At 35.0% G+C, this 25,698-nt stretch carries 17 protein-coding genes; 5 read left to right on the plus strand and 12 right to left on the minus strand.

Translation table 11 applies throughout. From position 1 onward, the window contains the following. Positions 1–4: 4 nt before the first annotated feature. Together BSF41_RS11365 and BSF41_RS11370 are read left to right on the plus strand one after the other, a co-directional pair. Complete coding sequence (locus BSF41_RS11365; RefSeq protein ID WP_095929612.1) at positions 5–589, plus strand: Crp/Fnr family transcriptional regulator; 585 nt, start codon at positions 5–7, stop codon at positions 587–589. Positions 590–683: 94 nt separating this feature from the next. After that, entirely contained in the window at positions 684–1,742 is a 1,059-nt protein-coding gene (locus BSF41_RS11370) for an SDR family oxidoreductase (protein WP_095929613.1), read from the plus strand. A gap of 130 nt (positions 1,743–1,872) precedes the next feature. On the opposite strand, the gene BSF41_RS11375 is transcribed toward BSF41_RS11370, so the two are convergent. Together BSF41_RS11375 and BSF41_RS11380 are read right to left on the minus strand one after the other, a co-directional pair. Further along, a complete protein-coding gene (locus BSF41_RS11375; protein WP_095929614.1) occupies positions 1,873–3,069 on the minus strand; it encodes a DUF418 domain-containing protein in 1,197 nt (398 codons plus the stop codon). A gap of 177 nt (positions 3,070–3,246) precedes the next feature. Further along, positions 3,247–4,185 (minus strand): L-threonine 3-dehydrogenase, encoded by a 939-nt coding sequence (locus BSF41_RS11380; RefSeq protein ID WP_095929615.1) that lies wholly within the window; start codon positions 4,183–4,185, stop codon positions 3,247–3,249. Positions 4,186–4,505: 320 nt separating this feature from the next. Here BSF41_RS11380 and BSF41_RS11390 point away from each other — a divergent pair, with 320 nt between their 5' ends. Together BSF41_RS11390 and mfd are read left to right on the plus strand one after the other, a co-directional pair. Beyond that, on the plus strand, positions 4,506–5,114 hold the full coding sequence (locus BSF41_RS11390; RefSeq protein WP_095929617.1) for a hypothetical protein: 609 nt from the start codon (positions 4,506–4,508) through the stop codon (positions 5,112–5,114). After that, on the plus strand, positions 5,107–8,472 hold the full coding sequence (gene mfd, locus BSF41_RS11395) for a transcription-repair coupling factor (RefSeq protein ID WP_095929618.1): 3,366 nt from the start codon (positions 5,107–5,109) through the stop codon (positions 8,470–8,472). Before BSF41_RS11390 ends, mfd begins: the two co-directional genes overlap by 8 nt. Positions 8,473–8,536: 64 nt before the next feature. Here mfd and BSF41_RS11400 read toward each other — a convergent pair whose 3' ends face one another. Beyond that, the gene (locus tag BSF41_RS11400; RefSeq protein ID WP_095929619.1) at positions 8,537–9,043 is read right to left on the minus strand and encodes a DUF6169 family protein; all 507 of its coding nucleotides are present in this window, start codon (positions 9,041–9,043) and stop codon (positions 8,537–8,539) included. Beyond that, the gene (locus BSF41_RS23755; RefSeq protein ID WP_172426892.1) at positions 9,027–9,176 is read right to left on the minus strand and encodes a hypothetical protein; all 150 of its coding nucleotides are present in this window, start codon (positions 9,174–9,176) and stop codon (positions 9,027–9,029) included. Before BSF41_RS23755 ends, BSF41_RS11400 begins: the two co-directional genes overlap by 17 nt. A 179-nt stretch (positions 9,177–9,355) precedes the next feature. Between BSF41_RS23755 and BSF41_RS11405 the strand changes: the two genes are divergently transcribed. Beyond that, on the plus strand, positions 9,356–9,910 hold the full coding sequence (locus BSF41_RS11405) for a DUF5683 domain-containing protein (RefSeq protein ID WP_095929620.1): 555 nt from the start codon (positions 9,356–9,358) through the stop codon (positions 9,908–9,910). Positions 9,911–9,968: 58 nt separating this feature from the next. On the opposite strand, the gene BSF41_RS11410 is transcribed toward BSF41_RS11405, so the two are convergent. The 8 genes from BSF41_RS11410 to BSF41_RS11450 all read right to left on the minus strand — a co-directional run bounded on the left by BSF41_RS11410 (position 9,969) and on the right by BSF41_RS11450 (position 25,465). Further along, positions 9,969–13,085, minus strand: coding sequence for an Ig-like domain-containing protein (locus BSF41_RS11410; RefSeq protein ID WP_172426893.1), 3,117 nt, complete (start codon positions 13,083–13,085; stop codon positions 9,969–9,971). A 245-nt stretch (positions 13,086–13,330) separates the two neighbouring features. Beyond that, a complete protein-coding gene (locus BSF41_RS11415) occupies positions 13,331–15,478 on the minus strand; it encodes a glycoside hydrolase family 97 protein (RefSeq protein ID WP_095929780.1) in 2,148 nt (715 codons plus the stop codon). Between the two features lie 73 nt (positions 15,479–15,551). Beyond that, positions 15,552–16,949 (minus strand): alpha-amylase family glycosyl hydrolase, encoded by a 1,398-nt coding sequence (locus BSF41_RS11420; RefSeq protein WP_095929622.1) that lies wholly within the window; start codon positions 16,947–16,949, stop codon positions 15,552–15,554. Between the two features lie 122 nt (positions 16,950–17,071). Further along, a complete protein-coding gene (locus BSF41_RS11425) occupies positions 17,072–18,151 on the minus strand; it encodes a SusE domain-containing protein (RefSeq protein WP_095929623.1) in 1,080 nt (359 codons plus the stop codon). Positions 18,152–18,246: 95 nt separating this feature from the next. Continuing rightward, a complete protein-coding gene (locus BSF41_RS11430; RefSeq protein WP_095929624.1) occupies positions 18,247–19,740 on the minus strand; it encodes a RagB/SusD family nutrient uptake outer membrane protein in 1,494 nt (497 codons plus the stop codon). A gap of 8 nt (positions 19,741–19,748) precedes the next feature. Next, positions 19,749–22,970, minus strand: a complete 3,222-nt coding sequence (locus tag BSF41_RS11435) for a TonB-dependent receptor (RefSeq protein WP_253251811.1) — start codon at positions 22,968–22,970, stop codon at positions 19,749–19,751. Positions 22,971–23,161: 191 nt separating this feature from the next. Further along, positions 23,162–24,340, minus strand: coding sequence for a FecR family protein (locus BSF41_RS11440; protein WP_095929626.1), 1,179 nt, complete (start codon positions 24,338–24,340; stop codon positions 23,162–23,164). Positions 24,341–24,901: 561 nt separating this feature from the next. Beyond that, a complete protein-coding gene (locus BSF41_RS11450; protein ID WP_095929628.1) occupies positions 24,902–25,465 on the minus strand; it encodes an RNA polymerase sigma factor in 564 nt (187 codons plus the stop codon). Positions 25,466–25,698 lie beyond the last annotated feature (233 nt).

A 25,698-nucleotide genomic window follows, 5' to 3' on the forward strand; every position in this document is an offset into this window, starting at 1 on the left:
AAGGATGACAGAATACGAGTTTTTAATCAAGCATTTGCAAGACCGAATAGAACTTTCTGACGAAGAGGCCAATCAATTTGTTTCTAATTTTAAAATAAAAAAGATAAAGAAACGGCAATTTATAGTGCAGCCAGATTTTGTGGCTCAACATAGAAACTATGTGGTAGAAGGTGCTTTAAGAGCTTATGTGGTAAATGATGAAGGTCAGGAACATACGATTGCCTTTGCTATTGAAGACTGGTGGATTTCTGACTATAATAGTTACATTTATCAGCAACCAGCTACGATGTTTGTTATGGCTTTAGAAGATGCTGTTTTGCTGCAAATAGATTTCGAAACGGAAGCGAAATTAAAACGGGCTAATCCAAAATTTGAAACTTTTTTTCGTATTACAGCAGAACGTACGGCTGCATTTTTTCAACGAAGAATTATTACAAATCTCACTTCTTCGGCAGAAGAGCGTTATGAGAAATTTATAAATCAATTCCCTTTAATCGCAAATCGGGTACCTCAATATGTTTTGGCTTCTTATTTGGGAATGACAACAGAATTTCTTTCAAAAATAAAAAACAATAAATTGAAAAAGTAAACTTGAACTAGTTCAACCTTATTTCATAATCCACTTCATTTTATAGCTCTTTAGCTTGTCTGAACTTTGTAAAACAATTTTAAATACAAAGAAAATGACAGCAAATAAAAACACAGCATTGGTTGTTGGCGCAAATGGCGTTATCGGTGCAAATCTTATAGAATATCTTTTATCTACTAACAATTGGGATATTATTGGATTATCCCGAAAAGGAGGCAACGATGCACCTAATCTGAAATACATTCCAGTTGATTTGCTGGATACTGAAAACAGTAAGAAACAATTATCTGATCTTAAAAATATTACCCATATATTTTATACCGCTTATCAAGATCGTCCATCATGGTCTGAACTTGTTGAGCCAAATCTAAACATGCTTAAAAATGTAGTTGAGATAATTGAACCAATATCTAAAGACTTACAGCATATTAGTTTGATGCAAGGTTATAAAGTTTATGGAGCTCATTTAGGGCCATTTAAAACTCCAGCCAAAGAAACAGATGCGGGACACATGCCTCCTGAATTTAACATGGATCAGCAGCAATATTTAGAAAAAAAGAAAGAAGGAAAAAAGTGGAATTGGAGTGCAATCCGTCCATCGGTTGTTGGCGGTACAGCAATAGGAAATCCAATGAATCTGGCACTTTTGATAGCTGTTTACGCATCAATTTCTAAAGAATTAAATATTCCGCTTCGATTTCCGGGGAAAGCAGGGGCATACGATAAACTTATGGAAATGACTGATGCAGGGCTCTTAGCCAAAGCAACTGTTTGGGCAGCTACAAATCTGCAATGTGCCAATCAGGCTTTTAATATAACAAATGGCGATCTGTTTCGATGGACAGAACTTTGGCCTAAAATTGCTTCTTATTTTGATATTCCTGTTGCACCTCCGCTTCAAATGGAATTAAAAACAGTTATGGCTGACAAAAAGGTTTTATGGGGAAATATTCAGGGAAAATACAATTTAGAAAAACACGATTATGAAAAATTAGCCAGTTGGAACTTTGGAGATTTTGTTTTTTCGTGGGATTATGATTTTTTTGCTGATGGAACCAAAGCAAGACGTTTGGGTTTTTATGAATTTATAGATACCGAAGAAATGTTTTTTAGTCTTTTTGATCAATTGCGTCAGAAAAAAATCATACCATAAATTGAAGCGACAGATGTAAAACAAACAATATTTTGAAGTGAAGTAATTCCTTTAGACTACTTAAAAAAGCCCTTAAATCTAAATTTAAGGGCTTTTCTTTTATATTCAAGGTTATTCCAAATTTTTAATTTTAGACCATTTTTATATCAGCAGCAACCTCTGGTTGTGCTTTTTTAAAAGGAACCCATTCTCTATAACTTGCAGATCTCCATAACCATTCAATTGGGCCATAATTGTATTTTGAAAGCCACCATTTACTAATAAACAATTGAATGATAAAGATAAAAACAGCCAATAAAAAGTAAAACCAATACGGCATTGAATCTGCAATTCCGAATCCAATTCCAGAAAAAATAATACCAGCCAATATATTTTGGCTCATATAATTGGTCAATGTCATTTTTCCGCCTGCGCTAAAATAACTGAAAACTGTTTTTAATTTTCCATTGACGTATAAAAGACAGATTCCAGTCGAGATAAAAATCATTGTACTTAATACTAACCAGTAAAGTGGGTGAAAGAATTTTAATAACGGAGCTTTGTATATTATAGCAATATTAAATCCAATCGCGATAAGTACAGCAACAGCTAAACTAATGATGCAGACAGATTTTAAAAGTTTCTTTAATTCTGTTAAGCGATTGAAGAAGTTTAGTTTTTGAAGCATAAATCCAAAAAGCATACAGCCCAACATTACATAATGAGCAGTAATTGCATAGCCTGGAATTATAATTTGTTCGTAGAATGACGCAAGCAGATTAAATCTGAAAAAGTCAATCCAGTTTCCAGAATGATACAGTTTTAAATATTCGGGATTTGTTGCAATTGCAGGATGTTCAATTTTTAAACCATTTACATAAGCCATTACAAAAGGAATTGTAAGTATAATTACGGCAGAAATAATGGCTAAAGTTTTGGCAGAACATCTGTAAAAAAGCAATAATACAACTCCTAAAAAGGCGTAATCTTTTAAAATGTCGCCAAGCCAAAAAGCAGAATTAATAAAGGCTAAAATAAATAGCAAAAACATTCGCCATGCAAAAAAAGCGACAGGATTTTTTCCTTTAGAAGCAACATTGTTAATCAAAATTGCAAATCCGTAGCCAAATAAAAGAGTTAATAATGTCCAAGATTTTGCCGCAAATAAATAGCGGTTAATAAATTGAAGAGTTTCAGAGAAAGCACTGTGCTTAAGCTCTTTTTCTATACCGATGTATAGAAAATCCAGATAATTGCCAATGGCTACACCCAGTATAGCCCAGCCCCGAAGAATGTCGACAATTGCAGTTCTTTTGCTCTGCTCGACAGGATGATAAGAATTTGTCATTTGATTGATGTTTTTGTTGTGATTTGATTGATGATTTTGGAATAAACTTGATTATTATTTAAACGCAATCAAAAGTACATAAATTATACAATCAGTATTTTTTCTTATAAATAAAATTCACAAAAAAAGCGTGTTATTTTTTTAAATAACACGCTTTTAAAATTTTATCATCTCAGACTATGCTAAATGCTCCAGCATATCTTTTGTCATAGTTTCCAAATCAAATTTATGATTCCATCCCCAATCTTTCCTTGCTTCAGCATCGTCGATACTTGCCGGCCAGCTGTCTGCAATTTTCTGACGGAAATCTGGGTTATACGTAATTTCAAATTCAGGAATATGTTTTTTAATTTCTGCAGCAATTTCAGTTGGAGTAAAACTCATAGCAGCCAAATTGTATGAAGAATGTATTTTGATTTCTTCAGCTGGCGCTTTCATAATATTAATCGTCGCATCGATTGCATCATCCATATACATCATTGGCATTTTGGTTTCAGAAGACAAAAAGCATTCGTATTTTTTATCGGCAATCGCCTTGTAGAAAATATCAACTGCATAATCTGTAGTTCCGCCGCCTGGAGGAGTAGACCAGCTGATTAAGCCTGGATAACGAATACTGCGAACATCTACACCATAAATATTATGGTAGTATTCGCACCATCTTTCGCCTGCCTGTTTACTAATTCCGTAAACTGTAGAAGGCTCCATTACGGTATATTGAGGCGTATTTTCTTTTGGAGTTGTTGGTCCGAAAACCGCAATACTCGACGGCCAGAAAATCTTCTGAATCTTTTTGGCTTTAGCTAAATTTAAAACATGAAAAAGTGAATTCATATTCAAATCCCAAGCAAAAGCTGGATTTTTCTCGGCAGTTGCCGATAAAAGTGCCGCCATTAGATATACATCTGTAATTTTATGCACTTCTACCAAATGTTCGATCTGATTAAAATCTAAAGCATTGACCACTTCAAAAGGTCCCGAATTAACAACATCAGTATTTAATTTTCGAATATCAGAAGCGATTACATTCTCGGTTCCGTATATTTTGCGCAGTTTTTGCGTCAGTTCTGTTCCAATCTGACCGCAGGCGCCAATGATCAATATTTTAGGATTCATTTCATGATGATTTTTAGAGACACAAATATAACGTTTTCGCAATTACTTGCGCTTTTTTGAATAATAAATTATAAATTCAATAATTTAAAAGTTTGTTTGTTATATTATTCTCTTTTAAGAGTGTGTCTTTGTGCCTTTTTAAGATCCCATGAAAAAGCGCTATTTTATTGATATAATGATCAAATGATTTTTTTTTAAATTGATTCTCGAATAGGGATAAAAAGACGAAAAAATAACCTTGATTTATAGAATCTTTAGCAAAAAACAGAATTCGTAATTGTAAATTTACTTCGTAACTTTGCAACCTAACATTTTAATAAATGAAATACAAAATATCTCTTTTTCTGCTTTTGACAACTGTGTTATTTTCTTGCCAAAATGAAAATGAAAAACGCCTTGCAGAAAATGCAAAAGAAGCAAAAAAGAAAGAAGCTATTTTTAACAACATAAATAAAGGTTGGACTTTTCTAGACGAACCCATTAATGAAATTTCAGAATCACAATTGAATTCATGGACAGAGTGGCGTGAATTTAATAAAGAAATTTCAGAAAAGCCTAGAAAGACAATTGGGGCTTTTCAGAAAAAATCGGCTGCGATTTCTAAGAAAGCAATGGCTTTAAACAATAATATTCCGACTCAATTTAATCAGCCACAGATCAAAAGCCGTATTTCTATTTTGATTACTAAAATTAAAATGCTGGATTTATTCATTCATTTGAGCACCATTCCAGATGATAAAGTGGTGTTCTTGATACAAGAAATCAATAAAGAGCTGATTTCTTTAGAAAGACAAATGGATAAAATTGTCGAAAAAGCCAAAATACCTAAAGAACAAGGAGAAGAAGATTTCCTTAGAATGTTAGACACAACACGCGCGATTCCGAGTTCGGCACCGCCTTTAGATAAAAATATACCAAAAGTTGAGTAAAAACGCCTTATATACAACCTACGATAATCTGCCAAAAGCCGAGCAGATTGCTAAAAGTTTACTGGAAGGAAATCAGGTAAAAATGAATATCAGCGGATTGTTGGGATCTGCTGTTTCTTTTATAACACGTTCTGTTTTCAGGAAAACCGAACTGCCTTTTCTGATTGTTTTAGACAATAAGGAAGAAGCGGCATATTACTTAAACGATCTGGAGCAAATGATTGGAGAACAAGATGTATTGTTTTATCCAGCGTCATTTCGCCGTCCATATCAGATTGATGAAACAGACAACGCCAATGTGCTGCTTCGCGCTGAGGTTTTAAACCGAATTAATTCAAGAAAAAAACCTGCCGTAATTGTTACGTATCCTGAAGCACTTTTTGAAAAAGTTGTTACGAGAAAAGAACTGGATAAAAACACTTTAAAAGTGGCTTTAAACGATAAAATTTCGATTGATTTTATTAACGAAGTTTTATTTGAATATGAATTCAAAAGAGTAGATTTTATTACAGAACCTGGCGAATTTTCAGTTCGTGGGGGAATTGTCGATGTATTCTCTTTCTCAAATGATCATCCATACAGAATTGAGTTTTTTGGGAACGAAGTAGACAGCATCAGAACTTTTGATGTGGAAACGCAATTGTCTGTCGAAACACATAAAAAAATCACGATTATCCCAAATGTGGAGAACAAACTTTTTCAGGAAAACCGAGAAAGTTTCTTAGATTATATTGCCGAAAAAACAGTTCTTTTCATCCAAAATACTGACGGACTTTTTAGTCAGCTGGACAAACAATTTGCAAGAGCAGAAGAAGCTTTTGAGAAATTGTCGAAAGAAATCAAACACGCCACTCCGGAGCAATTGTTCTTAAATCAGGCTTCGTTTATAAAACGTGCTTTAGATTTTTCGGTGGTAGAATTGGCCTCAAGACCGATTTTTAAAACGACTAAAAAATTCGAATTTCATATTCAGCCTCAGCCGTCTTTCAACAAGCAATTTGATTTATTGCTGAATAATCTGAGCGAAAATCATTTTAACGGATATGTCAATTATCTGTTTTGTTCCAATGATACGCAGGCAAAACGTTTTCACGATATTTTTGAATCTTTAGATGAAGCTAATTCAGAAAACATCAGAAAGCAATATCATACCATTGTATTGCCTTTATACCAAGGTTTTATTGACGAAGAAAATCAGATTACGGCTTACACCGATCACCAGATTTTTGAGCGTTATCATAAATTCAACATTAAAAACGGATATTCTAAAAAGCAGAATATTACTTTAAAAGAATTAACCGCACTTTCTGTAGGCGATTATGTAACACACATTGATCACGGAATTGGAAAGTTTGGCGGTTTGCAAAAAATTCAGGTTGAAGGCAAAACGCAAGAGGCTATAAAACTGGTTTATGCCGATAATGATATTGTGTATGTGAGCATTCACTCGCTGCATAAAATTTCGAAATACAACGGAAAAGACGGAACGCCTCCGAAAATTTATAAACTGGGATCGAACGCTTGGAAGGTTTTAAAACAAAAGACCAAAGCGCGTGTAAAACATATTGCATTCAACTTGATTCAGCTTTATGCAAAACGCCGTTTAGAAAAAGGATTTCAGTTTGCGCCTGACAGTTATCTTCAAAACGAATTGGAAAGTTCGTTTATTTACGAAGATACGCCAGATCAAATGAAATCGACGGCAGAAGTGAAAGCCGATATGGAAAGCGATCGCCCAATGGATCGTTTGGTTTGTGGTGATGTTGGTTTCGGAAAAACAGAGGTTGCGATTCGTGCTGCTTTTAAAGCGGTTGATAATAGTAAACAAGTTGCTGTTTTGGTTCCGACTACTATTTTAGCGTACCAGCATTATAGAACTTTTTCGGAACGATTAAAAGATATGCCGGTTACAATTGGTTACTTAAACCGATTTAGAACGGCAAAACAAAAAACGCAGACTTTAAAAGATTTAGCCGAAGGAAAACTAGATATCGTAATTGGAACACATCAATTGGTCAATAAAAATGTAGTTTTTAAAGACTTAGGATTATTGATTGTTGATGAGGAACAAAAGTTTGGTGTAAACGTAAAAGATAAACTGAAAACCATTGCGGCCAATGTTGATACATTGACTTTAACGGCAACACCAATTCCGAGAACGCTTCAGTTTTCTTTGATGGCAGCTCGAGATTTATCGGTAATTACAACGCCTCCGCCAAACCGATATCCGATTGAAACGAATGTTGTTGGTTTTAATGAGGAAATTATTCGTGATGCGATTTCGTATGAAATTCAGAGAAACGGACAAGTTTTCTTCATTAATAACCGAATCGAAAACATAAAAGAAGTGGCAGGAATGATTCAGCGTTTGGTTCCAAATGCGAGAGTCGGAATTGGCCACGGACAAATGGATGGCGCTAAACTCGAAGAATTGATGTTAGGTTTCATGAACGGTGATTTTGATGTTTTGGTAGCAACCACCATTATCGAAAGCGGTTTGGACGTTCCAAATGCAAACACGATTTTCATTAATAATGCTAATAATTTCGGATTATCAGATTTGCACCAAATGCGCGGTCGAGTAGGGCGAAGCAACAAAAAAGCATTCTGTTATTTCATTTGTCCGCCGTATTCGTCAATGACCGAAGATGCCAGAAAACGTATTCAAGCATTGGAACAATTTAGCGAATTGGGAAGTGGTTTCAATATTGCCATGAAAGATTTGGAGATTCGTGGTGCTGGAGATTTATTGGGCGGAGAACAAAGCGGTTTCATTAACGAAATTGGTTTTGATACGTACCAGAAAATCATGAATGAAGCGATTGAAGAATTGAAGGAAAACGAATTCAAAGATTTGTATCCTGAAGAAAATGATATCGATACCAAAGAGTATGTAAAAGATATTCAAATCGATGCCGATTTCGAATTATTATTCCCAGATGAATATATCAATAACGTTTCAGAACGTTTGGTTTTATACAACGAATTAGGAGCAATAAAAGACGAAGCGGGCTTACAGGAATTCGAGAAAAAACTAATTGACCGTTTCGGGCCTTTGCCAAAACAAGCAACAGCATTGTTAAACAGCATCAGAATAAAATGGATTGCGACTAAAGTCGGAATCGAGAAATTGGTGTTGAAACAAGGCAAAATGATTGGTTATTTCGTATCCGATCAGCAATCAGATTATTACCAGTCGGTGAAGTTTAGAAATGTTTTAAACTTTGTTCAAAAGCATAGTAATCTTTGCAAAATGAAAGAAAAACAAACCGTAAACGGCTTACGTTTGTTATTGACTTTTGAAAATGTGAAGTCGATAAAACGTGCGCTGGAATTGATGGAGTTGTTTGAGGAGTAAAGTGTACACTAATAAATAATAAAACCGATATAGAAATATATCGGTTTTTTGTTGCTAGAACTAACTATGATTTTTCTCCATTTAAAACATTACTGATATTATTAAAAGCTTCTGTTATGGTTTTAAAATTAGTATTTTCTTTATGAAACATTAAAGATGTATAAAGTTTAATAGTTTCTGTATCAGAATCTAGTTCAATAATATTATCAAGCTTTGTGATATAATTGGTCATGGAACTTTTTTTGTACCATCTATCAAAAACAGAAAATCTTTGAAATGCTTTTTTATCATTATCATCACAAATATAAATTAATGCATCATGAATATTTTCAAAAAACGAGGCAATAATGTTTTTGATTGTTTCTGAAATCAACACATCAAATTGTTGAGGCTGAGAGCTAATTTTGTCTATGGTAATTTGATAAACATTTCCAAGTTCTTTATCGTTCCCAACGCAAGATGCTAATGTGAAATCTTCGTAGAAAGCAACTCTGTATTCAATTTGTCTTTTTGTAAAGAAACTATAATAACCAGAATCAGAATTAAAAGTATAATTATATGGTTTTAACAAGTTTGATACCTTTTAAAGTTAAGGTTTCTGCAGAAGTTTTTCCTTGTAAAAAAGAGCGTACAGCAACCTTATCATCTCTCATCTTGATAATGGCTTGTTTAATTGCTTCCTTGTTTACTGTTGTAGTTTTCATGTTGCAAAGTAACAGTTTTAAGTTGAATAATACAAAAATTGTAGTATTATTTTTATATTTTAGAGATATTTAACTGGTTATCAGTTAATTTAAAAATTAAGTTTTCTTTATCTTTTATTTAAGAAAAACCTTAGAATTAAAAAGTTTTCTTTGAGCCAAAATTTTCAAAGACACTTTATATGCAGAATCAATTTCTTGTTCTTTTTTTACTTCTTGGATTTACTTCAATTTTCGCTCAGGGAAAAGATAGAATTATTTCAAATGATTCCTTAAAATCAGAAACAATCGATCCGCTTCGTCCAGCAAAAGCAGCTTTTTATTCTGCAGTTTTGCCTGGTTTAGGGCAGATTTATAATAAAAAATATTGGAAACTTCCTTTGGTATATGGTGCTATTGGCACGAGTGCTTATTTCTACATCGACAATCAGAAGAATTACAATCTTTATAGAAACGAATATAAAAATAGGCTTGAAGGTAAAAAAAGCGATTCGGAATTTTTAGCAGGATTAAGCGAAAGCCAGTTGATTACAGCTCAAAAAGGCTATCAAAGAAATAGAGATTTATCTGCTTTGTTTATGGTTGGTTTTTATGTCTTAAATATTATCGACGCTAACGTTGATGCTGCTTTATCTCAGTTTAATGTAAATGAGAATTTAGCTTTTAAACCCGCATTAAATAAAAATGAAATCACATCGGAGAATAATTTCGGATTTGCTCTGAATTATACATTTTAAAAAATAAAAAAAAGCGCATGATAATTTCATGCGCTTTTCTATTTCAACCAAATCGAATTTATTTAACGATCAGTTTTTTGGTAGCTTTAAAATCTTTAGAAATAATATTTACAACATAAACTCCTGAAGATAAATGATGATTCACTTGTCCTGAAGCAGAAAGTCTTTCTGTTAAAAGAGTTCTTCCGTTTAAATCTGAAACGAAAATTTCAGCAGAATTTCCCTTTGCTAATTCAGGCATTACAATATTAAACTCATTATTAATTGCAGGATTTGGATAAATGCTAATTTCGGGTTCAGTTGTAGAAACTTCTTCAACATTTAGAGCCATTTTTGAAGTTCCAACCGTTGTCGCTTCCAATTGCCATTGTGCGCTGTACCAACCATCTTGTGAATTTCCGTATTGCGCGGAGCCAGTTTGATTTTCAACATGAATAATATTTCCTGACTGCCATCTGTTTCTTAAACGAGTCCAAGTTCCGTCGATATAATCGCTTGACCATTGTGCACTCCAGAAAGTAGTATCAGTTATATTGCACTGTACATTTCCAGTTTGGCCTTCGATATTCATTAGTTCACCTGTTGCCACATTTTTAAGTACAAAATAAGTGGCATCAATAGCGATTTTCTGCCATTTGTAATTGTCTCCAGAAACGCTTGCTCCGTATCCTGTATTTGTTCCTGCATCAGATAAATAAGCACCTGTCCATCTGTTTTTAATCGTATAATAATTTCCTCCACTAGGTGCTGTCGTAACCGATACTAAACAAGTGTTTGTTTTGTTTCCGTCTACAGTTGTAACAGTAATTGTTGCCGTTCCATTCGCTACAGCGGTAATTAAACCAGAAGCATTTACAGTTGCAACAGCAGTATTGTTAGAACTATAGGTTACCGATTTATTCGTTGCATTTGCAGGAAGAATAGTAGGAGTAAGCTGTTGCGTTCCGCCAACGTTTAATGAAGCTGTTGTAGGACTCAAACTCACACTTGTAACCGCAACACCCGTTCCTGGATTAGAATCGTACCAAGCGCTGTTCATGTACCAGCCGTTTTTATCTCTGCTTAAATCAGCCGTTTGGTTGGTTCCGTCGTTGAAAATTAAGTTGGTTGAGGTTACATTTGTAAAAGTGTAGCTATACCATCCATTTCCATTATCAGTCATGTTTACTCCAGGCCACGTTGCATTTGCTAAAACGCCTGTTGGTAAAGCATTCCAATAGTAGATTTTAATTCCAGTTCCCCAGTTTGATGGTTTGTAGAAATAAACCGTGAAATTCGTATTCGGATTAACCGTAATGGTTGCCGAAGCTGTTTTATTTCCGTCTTGTGTAGTTGCTGTAATCGTTGCTGTTCCTGCTGCAACAGCTGTTACTAAACCAGCGCTATTAACAGTTGCAATTGCTGTATTGCTTGAAGACCAAGTTACATTTTTGTTTGTGGCATTTGCTGGCGAAATTGTCGTCGAAAGCTGTTGTGTATTTCCAGCATACAGACTTGCAGAAGTTGGAGAAACTGCCACAGAAGAAACTGGAATTGTTGCCACAGTTATAGCCGAAGTTGCTGTTTTATTTCCGTCAACTGTTTTAACTGTAATCGTTGCAGTTCCTGCTGCAACTGCCGTAATCAATCCAGAAGCATTTATGGTTGCAACCGCTGTATTACTCGATGTCCAAGTTACATTTTGATTTGTGGCATTTGCTGGAGCAATCGTCGCATTTAACTGCTGTGTTGTGCCTAAACCAACTGTTACCGTTGTTGGACTAACTGAAACTCCGGTTACTGCGACAACAGGTGCATTGGTATTCGTTAAAACCAAATATTCGTAAGCAGCAAAATTACGTGTAGACCCTGCTGTTAAAGTTACTGAAGCATTATTGTTATACGGATTTACATAAGTTCCTGCCAAAGCTGCTGGAATAACATACGATTTAGCTGCATTTCTCAAATTCGACATTACGATTACTTTTTCTGTACCTAATGTTTTAGTGAAAATGCTAATATCATCATTTGCGTATGTCGTTAAATCACCGCGTCTGATGGCTGCGCTTGTTGTTCTGAAATTTAAGATTTTTGCAAAATCTGCAGCAGCTGTTGGATTTTGAGACCAGTTAAATTTAAAGTTCTGCCACGGCCAATCCGTTTTGGGTTCGTAGTCGATCTCTTGTCCGCTCATTAAAAAAGAAACCCCTTTCATGTAAGCAGAAACCAAGAAATTAGCAACAATTCCGTTATGATTCTTGAATACAATAATTGGTCTTCTTACGCCATCATCATTGGTGTACGTATCATGGTTACCCGTATATCTAACGATTTGCTGATTACCTGTTGCTTTTGCATATTCATAAGTTGTCTGATCTTGGATTCTTTGAGAAACTGGTCCGCCATTGGCAATATCATACAAACCTGCATGAAACCATCTGTCGCCATAATTCATATCGAAACCAACTTGAAAGTTTTCTTGTCTGTCTCCTTCGGCTAACATTAATAAGTTATGAGAAGTTATGCTTCGAAGATTTGAATTCACTTCTGACCAAAAATCCAAAGGAGGATTATTAGCATAATCGCAACGGTAACCATCAATGTTGGCAGCAAAAATCCAATAACGCATGGCGTCTTTTATAGCTGCTCGTGTTGCCGAACTGTTAAGATCTAGCGCTGCAATATCAGAGAAGTTTCCTAGTTGCTGAATGGTTGTGCCAGTTCGTTTATAATATTCAGGGTGTGAAGCAATCCAGACATTGTCCCAAGAAGTTCCATTGATAGCGATGTCTAAAATAACGGCCATTCCGCGGCTGTGCGCACCATCAACCAGAGTTCTTAGATCGGCCAATGAACCATATTCTGATCCGACAGCTTTAAAATCTTTGATACAATAAGGTGAAGGTGAACTTCGGGAATCGGTGCCGTGCGGAAAAATCGGCATTAAATAAATAACATTGGTTCCTAGTGCTTTTATATTATCTAATCGGGCAGTTACTCCAGCTAAATCTCCGTTGGCACTAAACGGACGAATATGAACCTGATACATATTAATATCTCTCGTGTCAGGAACTCCTGCAAACGGTGTCCCGTACTGCGGAGGATCTTGTGCATAAGCTGAACTTGCAAATAATAGTAGAAAGCAAATTAATGCTTTTGTAATATGAAATAATCTAGTGGTAATTTTGATTTCCATAATAATAGTTTTTTGGATGCTTGTCGGCATTTCTAACTAAAATTCATTCTCACTCGCATTGTTTTTAAATTCGACAAACATTTGTGGTTAATAGTTTCAAAATAGTAAGTTTTTTTGCTTAAAAAGGAGCATAGGTTTTTCTGCCACGAATTATCGAATTAAGGATTTATCTAGAAAATCTTAATTCTGAAAATTCGTGGAAAAAAAATTAGAAACTGAGTATCTCAGAATCTTAGCGTCTTAAATTATAATTTTTTCAATCCTTTTAAATCTGAAGCAGTTCCTTCTTTGATGCTAATGGCAACACCTCCACCAGGAGCTAAATATTGCTTCAATTTGCTTTTTGAGTTTACGATAACTTTAGTAACCGTATATTTTTGTGGATTTTGATTCCAATTGGCCTCTTTAGCATCGGCATAAATGGTGGCAACGAAATTTTTTCCTGCAGGTAAATAATCAAATGAAATGTTTGCTGTTCTGGCATTTTCATCTGTAATTCCGCCAATATACCATTCTTTTTTGCCTTTTGCTTTACGAGCAATTGTAATGTAATCTCCAGGTTCGGCTTCTAGAATATAACTGTTATCCCAATCTACGGCAACGTCTTTAATGAACTGAAATGCATCTGGAAAACGCTCGTAATTTCCAGGAATATCAGCCGCCATCTGCAACGGACTGTACATAGTTACATAATAAGCCAATTGTTTTACTAAAGTCGTGTTTACTCGTTGTGAACTTCCTGTTCCGTAATACGAAAGATCGGTCTGGAAAATTCCAGGCGTAAAATCCATTGGACCTCCCATTAAACGGGTAAATGGTAAAATTGTAGTGTGATCTGGAGCTAATCCTCCCATAGATTCGAACTCAGTACCGCGCGCTGATTCCTGAGCAATCCAGTTTGGAAAAGTTCGGTTTAATCCCGTTGGTCGAACGGCCTCGTGGCTGTTAATCATAATTTTATAATCGGCAGCACGTTTCGCAACGTTAATGTAATGATTCACCATCCATTGCCCGTCATGATGTTCGCCACGTGGAATAATCTGTCCTACATAACCTGTTTTTACGGCATCATAACCGTTGTCATTCATAAATTGAAAAGCACGATCTAGACGACGTTCGTAATTTGTAGCCGATCCAGAGGTTTCATGGTGCATGATAATTTTTACACCTTTTGAAGCAGCATAAGCATGAACCGCTTTTACATCAAAATCAGGATATGCAGTTACAAAATCAAAAACGTCTTCTTTCCAGTTGCCAATCCAGTCTTCCCAGCCAATGTTCCAACCTTCTATAAGGATTGCATCAAAGCCATTTTTAGAAGCAAAATCAATGTATTCTTTTGCACGTTCTGTAGTGGCTCCGTGTTTTCCGTTTGGCGTAAGTTTCGTAAAATCATCTGTCATTTTTACGTTGTTTTCTTTCCCGAAAGCCCACGTGCTTCTTCCTGCAACGAAATATTCCCACCAAATTCCAATGTATTTTACAGGTTTAATCCATGAAACATCTTTGTAACTGGTTGGTTCGTTAAGGTTTAAAATTAATTTTGAAGCTAAAATGTCAGTTGCTTTATCACTTACTACAATAGTTCTCCAAGGTGTTTGAGTGTCAGTCTGCATGTAGCCTTTTGCACCAATGGCATCTGGTGCCAAATGACTTGTCATTTTGTTGGTTTTAGCATCAACTTCAAGGTACATTGCGGGATAGTTAATTAATCCTGCTTCGTGAATGTTGATATATAAACCATCGTTTGATTTCATCATAGATGGTGTTTGTACAGATAATTCTTTGATTGGCTGCTGTGCATTAATCTCAATCGTAGCTTTTTTCATCAAAGAAGGAATTTCTGAAATCTTTGATGTTGTATAAGCATATTCGTTGGTGTCATAATCTCCTGGAATCCAGAAAATTTTATGATTTCCAGCCAATTGAAATTCAGTGCGCTCTTCTTTAATTACAAAATAATTCAGATCATTTTGTTTCGGAAATTCATATCTAAATCCCAATCCGTCGTTAAATAAACGGAAACGAATACGGATAAACCTATTGTTGTTTTTCGCTTGCGCTAAAGTGACAACCAATTCGTTGTAATGATTGCGAATTGTTTTTTCTTCTCCTAAAACCGGATTCCAATTTTCATCAACAGAAGATTGTGCAGTATTTGTAATGGTAAAACCATCCATAAACGAAGCGTTGTTTTTAAGCTCTAAACCTAAAGAACTTGGTTTAATAACCGGTTTCTGTTTGTATGATAATTGGTAAGACGGAATGCCGCCTTCTTTTAATTCAAATTTTAGAGAAAGATTTTTGTCTGGCGAAGTTATTTCTTGTGCCTGAAGCGAAAATACACTTAGGATAACAAAAAATAAAAGCGCTGTTTTTTTGTTCAAACGCATTTGAAGCAATGTTTTTTGGGATTGAAAATTCATTTTATTTAGTTTTTTGCAAATCTAACTTTATTAAAAGCTTTTATTCTTTTTTAAGTATTAAATATTGGTAAGCTTCTAAATTAATTTCTGAACCAATAGAAATTGTACTTCCAGTTAATGCATCTTTCCAGTTGGTATTAGCCAAAGAAGTTGGAGTCGTGTATTTAATAGATTTATTTTTAATATTTGCTACAATTAAGACTTTTTCATTTGTAGTTTCCATTGTAAAAATACTCACATCATTGCTGCTATAACCCGTTAGTTTTCCTTTTCGGAGTGCTTCACTAGAATTTCTAAATGCGATTATTTTCTGATATTCTAAAAGCATTTCATTATCTGCAGTAGACCAATCGATAGGAACATTGTCAAAATAATCGATGCGTTTGTTGTACCCAATTTCCTGACCATTATAAATCATAGGAACAGATTTCATGCTTGATGCAATTACAAATGCGGCTAAAGAACCTTTTTTTCCTCCAAAAAGTTCAAGCGGAGTTCCGTCAGAAAGATTCACGTCGTGATTTGTTGTATAACGTACAATTCTTCTTGAAGCGTCCAGCTGTCCATATTCTTTGGAGCTTTCAGTTTGAAGATAACTTGCAGGTTGCGCTTCTGAAAACACTTTTTCTAAAGCGCCGAAATAAGCAAAACCAAAAGTGTAATCGAATCCCGCATCAAAATGATTGACTCTAGTGCCTTCTGCCATTAATATCATTCTTTGCTTTTTGATTTTACGGATTTTAGAAATCGCTTCTGACCAGAAATTCATCGGAACAAAATCGGCTGCATCACATCTAAATCCATCAATGTTGGCATTGTAAACCCAATAGGACATGGCATCGATCATCGCCTTTTTCATTTCTGCATTGGTATAATTTAACTGCGCTACATCTTGCCAGTTTGTTCTAGGCGGAATGGTAATGTTTCCGCTGGCATCTTTTTGGTACCAATCAGGATGAGCCGTTATCCATTGATTATCCCAAGAAGTATGATTGGCAACCCAGTCTAAAATTACCGCCATATTTTTGCTGTGTGCCTCGGTAACCAATGCTCGAAGGTCTTCTAATGTTCCGTAATCAGAATTAACGGCTTTATAATCCTTAATAGAATAAGGAGAACCTAATTTTCCAGCTGTTTTTATTTTTCCAACAGGATAAATCGGCATCAGATAAATGACATTTGCACCTAGTTTCTGAATATCTCCAAGTCGTTTCTGAACACCTTTTAAGTTTCCTTCTGGACTAAAAGAGCGCACATTTACCTGATAAATTACGGCATCTTCGTTGGCTGCCACTTTATCAAATGGAGATCCATACTGCTGATATTCGTTTTCTGTTCCTGGATTTGGCTCTGGTTTAAGGTTTTCTTCAGAAGAACTGCACGACACAAAAGCTATTGAAAGCAGTAAAGCAAGAAAAATATTGGAGTTAGACTTCATAATTTTAAAATTAAATTGGATAGGTTTTGAGCGGCAGTTTTTATTTTTTTAGATAACCTGCCTTTTGCTCAGAAAGGCAGGTATCACTCAAAACTAATCTAACCAGTATGAATGATGTTAGATTATTTTTTAACTATGCTGCAAGTTGCTGTTGCAGGATAGCCATTTGTGTTTGGATCTGTTTCTTCAATAGTGAAGGTAATTTCATAAGTTCCCGCTTCAGAAATAGTGTAAGCACCTGCATTATCTTTAGTAATAACATTTTTAGACTCATCAGCAGGGCCATAATTAACATCCCATTTGTTGTTCAATCTGAATTTCAATGCTCCAGGAACTAAGTCTGCTGTTACTTTCCATGTTTTAGTTTGATGATCATAACTCATTGGTGTGCTGTTGTCCCATCCTCCTGTTTGAGCAGTTCCAACAATTCCCCATGCATAAGCAGTTGCAGACCATTTCAACGTGTTCAAATTTACTTTAATTTGGTACGAACCTGCACTTGGAAGAAATAAATTATCATCATCCATTCTAACTAAATCTTCATTAGTAGCACCTGCACCATAAAATTCAGCCCATGTTCTGGCAGTATTTAATTTGAATGCTAGTGCAGTTCCTTCAGCAGTCATGTATCCTTGATAGACTCCTTTTTCAATTGCGGTTAAAGTTGCAGCAGTTTCAACCGCCCAACCTTGATAATCGCCAGGCATATAAATTTCGCCAAAAGCAACTGCTTTTTCATAAGGAGTAACAGTCAACTCTACGTTTTTAGAAAACACTTTTCTGTCCATTAGAGCTTCAACACGCACTACAAGTTTGCTTGCTTTGTCTATTGGTAAACCTAAATCTGTCGCAATTTTATTGAAATCTCTTACTGAAAAAGTTTTAGTCAAAACATCTTGCCCTACTTCTATACGTGTGGCATGTAGCCAAGCATTTGAACCCGTAATATCTGAAGGAACATCAAATTGTACAGCATAAGTTACAGGTGCTTCAATAGGAAAAGTGACTTTATCCCAAGAAATAGTAATGGCATCTGTATCTGCATTGTCTTCCAGAAGTACAAAAGTTGTACCTGGAGCAATTTTTATATCTGATGAGAACTGGACATCTTTTAGATAGGTTAATTCTGCATCATTTTCACAAGCAGCTCCAACAATAAGTAAGGCTGTAAGTGCAAATAATCTATTTATATATTGTTTCATATGTAGTTATTATTTGTTTTTAAAGTACTATGATACTGCCGTACTTCATTATTAAACTTGTTTTAGAACGGCGATTTCATATAAAATACTTTTAATTAGTAACCTGGATTTTGTTTAAGACCTGGATTTGCATTTAAAGCAGAAGTTGGAATAGGATAGATTTTTCTATATTCTTCTGAACCTTCCATGAATTGTTTTGCGGCTAAGAAAGTTCCAAAACGGATCATATCTTGTCTTCTGTGACCTTCCCAGTTTAGCTCAAGACCTCTTTCGTTATAAATATCAGTTAAAGTAGGTACGTTATCCAAAGCTCCTAAACCAGCACGTTGCTTAACTGCGTCGATAAATGGTTTTGCAGCAGCGGGATTATTTAAACGAACATTACATTCCGCCATCATTAAAAGAACGTCTGCATATCTGTAAATAGGGAAGTCGTTTGATGCACCTCCGCCATTTCTAGGAGTTACAGGATAGAATTTAACGTTACGAACTCCTTCTTGAGCACCTGCTCCAGGATTGTCCAATGAACTGATGTCAAGTGTATAATTTGTTCCGCCTGGCTGTTCTCCAATTAAAAACTGTTTTTTACGAATGTCACTATCTGTATATTTTTGATAGAAATCTTTAGGAACAATTGTACCATTCCATCCGCTATACCCAAAAAGAGCCTGGCAATGTGGTCCGTATAAACTTCTTACGCTAAGAATATTTCTAGAAACAACATCTACAGTTGTATAGATAGAAAGGATAGTTTCATCTGCAGGAAGTACATCTCCGAACAATTCATAATACGTATTTCCAAGCGGACTTGCAGCATTGTTTGAAGCTGGGTGAAGGCTAAAATTTCCTTCAGAAACTTTTTGGCAAGCCGCAAGACATTCCGCCCATTTTGCTTGTCCTGTATAAACTTCTGCATTCAAATATACTTTTGCTAATAAAGTATAAGCAGCCCATTTGTTAAATCTTCCGTAATAATTTCCTCCTTTTTCTCCAGAAAGCAATTCTACATTTTCAGTCAATTCTTTTATAACAAAATCATAAACTTGCTGGCGGCTTGCTTGCGGAATTTTATCAACGGTAATATTATTGTCTGTGTAGAACGGAATATTTCCGTAATCATCCATTAACAGGTAATAGAAAAAAGCACGCAATACTTTTGCTTCTGCAATTTTTGACTTTTCTGCATTGGCAGTCTCTAATTGAGAAACGGCTAAATTGGCACTGAAAATTGATTTGTAAAGCCAATTCCAAGTGTTGTTTACCATCAAATCTGTTGGAAGCCATTTGTGCGTGTAAACACGTGCAAAGTCAAGCTGCCAGTCGCCTGTATTTCTGTGCGGAATTACTTGTTCGTCTGCAGCCATACTGTTCAAATCGTACCAGCCGTTATCTGCACCAGCGTATCCTACACCATCCCAGTTTCCGCCTACTTGAGCATATACACTAGCAAGCGCAACATCTGCACCGGCTGGGGTTCCGTAGAAATCTTCGGCAGGATATTTATCATAAATATTTTCATCTACATTGGTACAGCCAACAAGAGACAGGAAACATACACTTCCTAACACTAATATATTTTTAAGTTTCATTTCTTTTACTATTTAAATTTTACATTCAAACCGATAGCAATACTTCTGGTACGAGGATAAATTCCTCTATCTGAACCAAAGTTATCTTCAACTTTTCCACTTCCGCTCAAAGTTACTTCTGGGTCTATACCAGAGTAATTTGTGATAAGTAAAAGGTTGTTTCCTGTAAGAGAGATTCTAACAGATTCGATGTATTTAACATCAGTAAAACGAAAATTATATCCAGCAGTAACATTTTCCAGACGCAAAAATGAACCATCTTCTAAGTACATATCAGATGCGTAAGGAGAAGTGTAAATACCTTCATCTACAGCACTTGCCAGAATGTTAGATTTACCAATATTTTCCAGTTTGCTTATGTTAGCACGTACTTGGTTGTAGATTTTATTTCCTCCTGAACCTCTCCATAACATTGAAGCGTCAAAGTTTTTGTGCGTAAAGGTTGGATTGAAAGCATATGTATATTTTGGTAAAGCAGATCCTCTAATTACTCTGTCTGCACTTCTATCACCTTGATCAATCGTACCATTTCCGTCACGATCTTCGACTGTTTCAACTCCAGCGGCATCTACACCTGTGTGATGTAAAATATTATAAGTACCAATTGGCTGTCCTTTTATTAAGTAAGAACTTGAACCAGCGCCTCCCCAAGCAACATAATCTGTATTTAAAGGAACTCCATTAATACTGCCACTTAAGTTAAGTACTTCGTTTTTCATTAAAGAAACGTTTCCAGCAAGTGTAAAAGTGGTGTTTTCGTTTCTGATTACATCATATCCAAGAGCAACCTCAAGACCTTTGTTTGAAATACTTCCTACGTTTGCCTTAATTTTATTGAAAGGATAAGGAGGCTGAGGTACCGTATAATCAAATAATAAATTATCTGTTTTTGAAGTATAAACATCTATTGTTCCTCTTAATCTGTTGTCTAACATAGCAAAATCAAGACCGATATTGGTTTGTTTTTTAGTTTCCCATTTCAAATCAGGATTTGCGTTTTGAGCAATATTGAAATTATTAATTTGAGAACCACCAAAATAAGTGCTTCCACTACTACCAACCAAAAGTTGTGTTTTATTAGGCTCTAATCCTTGCTGATTACCTGTTTCACCATAGCCAACTCTTAATTTTAAATCGTTAATTAGAGATTGGTTTGCCATGAAATTTTCTTTTGAAATATTCCATGCAACAGATGCAGATGGGAAATACCCCCATTTATTGTTAGCTCCAAATACAGACGCACCATCTTTTCTAATACTTCCGGTAAACAAATAACGATCTGCATAAGAATAATTAATACGATTTAAGAAAGAAACAACAGTTCTGTCATTTTTGTACGATTTCATATCTCCAGGAAGTACTTTCGAAACGTCTCCCAATTCTAGATTATTGTACGTTGTCATGTCATCAACAAAACCTCTTATTTGAGCATAATTTCCTTGGTACAATTGATTCTGCCACTCATACAATGCCAAAACATTTATGCTGTGCGCTCCAAAAGTCTTTTTGTAATTAAGACTGATGTCCATTAATCTTTCGTTTTGTCTGTCATTTTTAATGTTAGCAAAACCTTTTTGATCAATTGCATGAGAATCTGTAGATGATGATGGATTATAAAAACCAATCGTTTTGTTTGTTTTTCTCCAGCTTCCGAACCAGCTTGCGGTTAATCCGTCAAATAAATCCAAATCAGCTTTTAAGCTTCCAAACAAATTATCAGCTTGAGATTCGTTTGTAATTTCCTGCTGCGCAGCATAAGGATTTAAGTATTGAAAAACGTTTGGATCTGTAAAATACGTTCCGTCAGTATTGAAAACCGGATCAGTCGGACGCATTAAATAAGCATTTGTAATTAAGTTAGAAACATAATTTACGCGTCCGATAGATTGAATACTTGAGGTGGTATAATCTGTTCCGTTGTTTAAATTATAAGTCAATCTTAATTTTCCGTCTAAACCCGTTTGCGATGCCTGAACACGCGCAATATATTTTTTATTATTTGAATTGATTACAACTCCATCTTGCAAAATCGCACTGATCGAAGCTCTGTAATTAAATTTTTCTGCACCTCCGCCAAATGATAAAGTATGGTTTTGAGTGATTCCAGTTTTAGTTAAAATTCCGTACCAATCTGTATCAGAACCGTGGTTTGCAGATGCTGGAACACCAACATTTTGAGCCGCTGTCCACCATTCATCAGCACTTAACATATCTAGTTTTTTTGGAATAAAATCTACAGATGCAGAACCGATATATTCGATTGTAGTTTTACCTGCTTTATTCTTTTTAGTAGTAACAATGATAACTCCAGGCGCACCGCGAGAACCGTAAATTGCAGTAGCCGATGCATCTTTTAAGATATCAATATTCTCGATTTCTGTTGGTGGAATCTGATTCAATAAATCTAAGTTTCCCTGAATTCCATCTACAACTACCAAAGGATCGTTTCCTCCGATAAGAGAAGAAACACCTCTAATACGCACACTTGGAGCACCACCTGGTTCACTACCAATCTGATTGATATTTACACCAGCTGCTTTTCCAGAAATCAATTGCAACGGATTTACAAGAGCACCCTGATTCATGTCTTTTGCATTAATTGTAGACACAGCTCCAGTAACGTCTTTTTTAGACAAAGAACCGTAACCTACTAAAACAACTTCTTGTAAGTTGGTGGCGTCTGGTTCCAATTGAATGTTTAAAATGCCATTTCCAGCAGAAACTTTTTTAGTTTTATATCCTACAAAACTTACTACGATAATAGAAGAACTACTTTCGACAGTAAATTTAAATTTACCATCAAAATCGGTTACCACACTATTTTTTGTGCCTTCTTCGATGATAGAAGCTCCAGGAAGCGGAGCACCATTTTCGTTAGTAATAATTCCAGAAATAGTTTCTTTTTCGTCTTGAATATTTTGCGATTTTAATTCTGGTTTTTTAAGAATAATCTGTGTGTCTCGAATTTTAAATTCGGTTGGGGTTCCTTTAAAAATTCGGTCCAAAACTACATATATCGATTGTTCCTTTACAGAGATTGAAACCGTTCGATCTAAGTCGACGTCATTCATTTTGTAAATAAATCTGAAATCTGTTTTTTGTTCAATGGTCTCAATAACCTTTTCGATTGTTGAATTGTTTAATTCAAGGGTAACTTTTGTTTTTTGAGCATAAGTACTTGCTTTGATATTAAACATGGCGACCAAAATAAGTAGAGTAGTTAATTTCAATTTTAGGTCATTTTGGAACAATGAGTATAGAAACCCATTATTCTTAGATTTTTTTTTCATAATTTTGTTAATTGATTGTAGTTAATTCGTTATATTCAATCACTTAGTTAATCGGAAATTGTTCGCAGCTCTTTCCGATTTTTTTATTCCCGTAATGTTATCTCATCATATATTTTTATTGGTTTTAGTGGTTATTTAATTAGTATTTGATTGTTTTTTATCGTGTAATTAATGCCATGAACATCATTAAAATAGCTCATCACATTCTCAATTGATTCTTCTTTAAAGCTGGCATTAAATTTCTCGTTGGCCAGTTTTTCGTTTTTATTAATGATCGTTACGTTATAGCGTCTTTCTAGTTTAGTTATAATGTTTTTGAAAGTCATGTTTCTAAAAGTCAGTCCGCCATCAATCCAAGAAGTATAAATTTCAGTAAGAACCGGTTTTGTAAAAATCGAAGCATTTTCTTTATTGAAACTTCCTTTATAACCAGGTTTTAAGACTGTATTTTTAGAAGCATCAAATTCTTCGTTTGAACGGTACATTCCAACAGAGCCTTCAACCAAAACAACATCTGTAGCTGCATCTTCTGGATAATTAGAAACATTAAAATGAGTTCCTAAAACGCGTACATTCAGCGCATCAGCATTTACAATAAAAGGATGTTTTTTATCTTTTGCAACGTCAAAAAAAGCTTCTCCGTCCAGATAAACCTGACGATTTTCTCCAGCAATAAATTTTACGGGATATTTTAAAGTAGTTCCAGCGTTTAAATGAACCATAGTTCCGTCAGATAATTGCAAACGAAATTTTTTTCCAAACGGAATTTTAAGCGTGTTGTAAGCCAATTTATCAGAATCGGTTTGATTTTCGTAAACTAATTTATCACCGTTTTGATTTCCAATAATATTTCCTTTTTTATCATGAACCTGAACTTTTCCATTTTCAGAAATAACCTGAACGCTTCCGTCTTCCATCTGCAAGACAATATCCGAACTTTTAAAATCGAATGGAACTTCCGCACTTTTAGTAAAGAAACCTTGTTTGTAAGCAAAACCAACACCCAAAAGCACCAAGACAGAAGCCGCAATAGAAATATATTTTCTATAATTAGATTTTCTAGGCTCTATTTCTATTACTGTTTCCTGTTCTTTTGCTGTAGCTAGAATAGCATCAAAAATAGAATCAGCTTTCTGTTCCTCCATTTTTGGCATTTCGCCCAACAGATTTTTCACTTCTTCTACTGTCGGAAAATCATCAGTAAGATTATTATTGCGGCAATAGGCAATAACTTGTTCTGTTTCTTCGGCAGTACATTGGTTTAAAATAAATTTCTCTAAAAGCGTTTTTATTTCAGAATTTGAATTCATTAAGAATGTTTTTAGGTTCTGTGTTTCTATAATACAGCCGAGATGCAATCGAGTACTACTCAAACGTTATAAATTTTTAAATTTTAACATTTTGAATTATTTAATGCATTGGTTTTTAATGAAATGAGAATTTATTTTTTTGAAGAAATAATGATTAAATGCATTTGTCACCCTGAGAAATGAAGGATCACACAAGAAAATCGACAAAGAAATCCCTCAACCTGAATATAAAAATGATTTTTTGGGCGAGCCAGCATTAGAAAAAAGGGCCAACAATCTTTGTCTTTATGCGCCCCTTTTTCTAATGCTGTCGGGCTGTCCGCGCTACTTCGGTAGCTTGCTCCCATCCCTCTCGCGGGCAAACAGGTTTATTCACGATTCTTTTTTTTCATTTTTAATAGGGAAAATCAATAGGAGAGACAAAAAATTATTGATTTCGATTGTGGAATTTCGTGTGCGATCCTTCGTTCCTCAGGATGACAAGATTGGGTGAAGTTTTAAAAGCATTCAAAAAAAAAATCACTCCGGAGAGTGATTTTAATGGCATTATTGTGGTTTTGGTTAGATAATTTCATCGTGAAGTTGAAAAAAACCGCGCATCGATTCGAGCGCTTTACTCATTTGGTTCCGGACTGTATTTATCGAGATTCCGAGTTCCTCGCTTATTTCTTCGTAGCTCATTCCTTTTTTCCGCGACATTTTAAAAATCTGCCGTCGTTTGGGCGGGAGCTGTTTTATAGCTTGTTTTCGAAGTTTTTTGCAATCGGCTTCCCGAACCGTATAATCTCCGTATTCATGTGATTTCTGACTTTCGTAGAAAACGGCTTCTTTCAATAAAATTTCATTTGCAGCCTTATTCAAAACATTAAAAGCCTGATTTCTGGCAATGGTAAAAATGTAGGCTTTAAAAGATTGTTCTACATTTAGACTTTCGCGATTGAGCCAAACTTTCATAAAAACATCCTGTACATTTTCCTCTGCAGCTTCTTTTGATTTAAGAAGACTAATGCTGTATCCATAAATATCTTGGCGGTACATATCAAAAAGTTGTCGAAAGGATTTTTCGTTTCCTTTTTTGAGTTCACTTACCAATAATTTTTCACTATGGTTGGCCGCTTCTAACAATTTAATTTGCGTTTATTTAATTCCAGTGGTATTAAACTATCAAAATGCGAGGTCTGATGTCTGACTTCTTCGCAAATATATAAAAATATTATTCTCAACAAATCATATATAAAAAAACTTAATTCAAATTTTTTGTTAGTTTTTTTAGAGAAAGACATAAAATGTTCTGTAAAGTGGCATTTTACAAGTAAGTGTCATATTGACGCTTTTCTGAAGAAAAAAGTAATTTTTGA

The sequence above is a fragment of the Flavobacterium sp. ACN2 genome (assembly GCF_002303885.1).
Lineage (GTDB): Bacteria > Bacteroidota > Bacteroidia > Flavobacteriales > Flavobacteriaceae > Flavobacterium.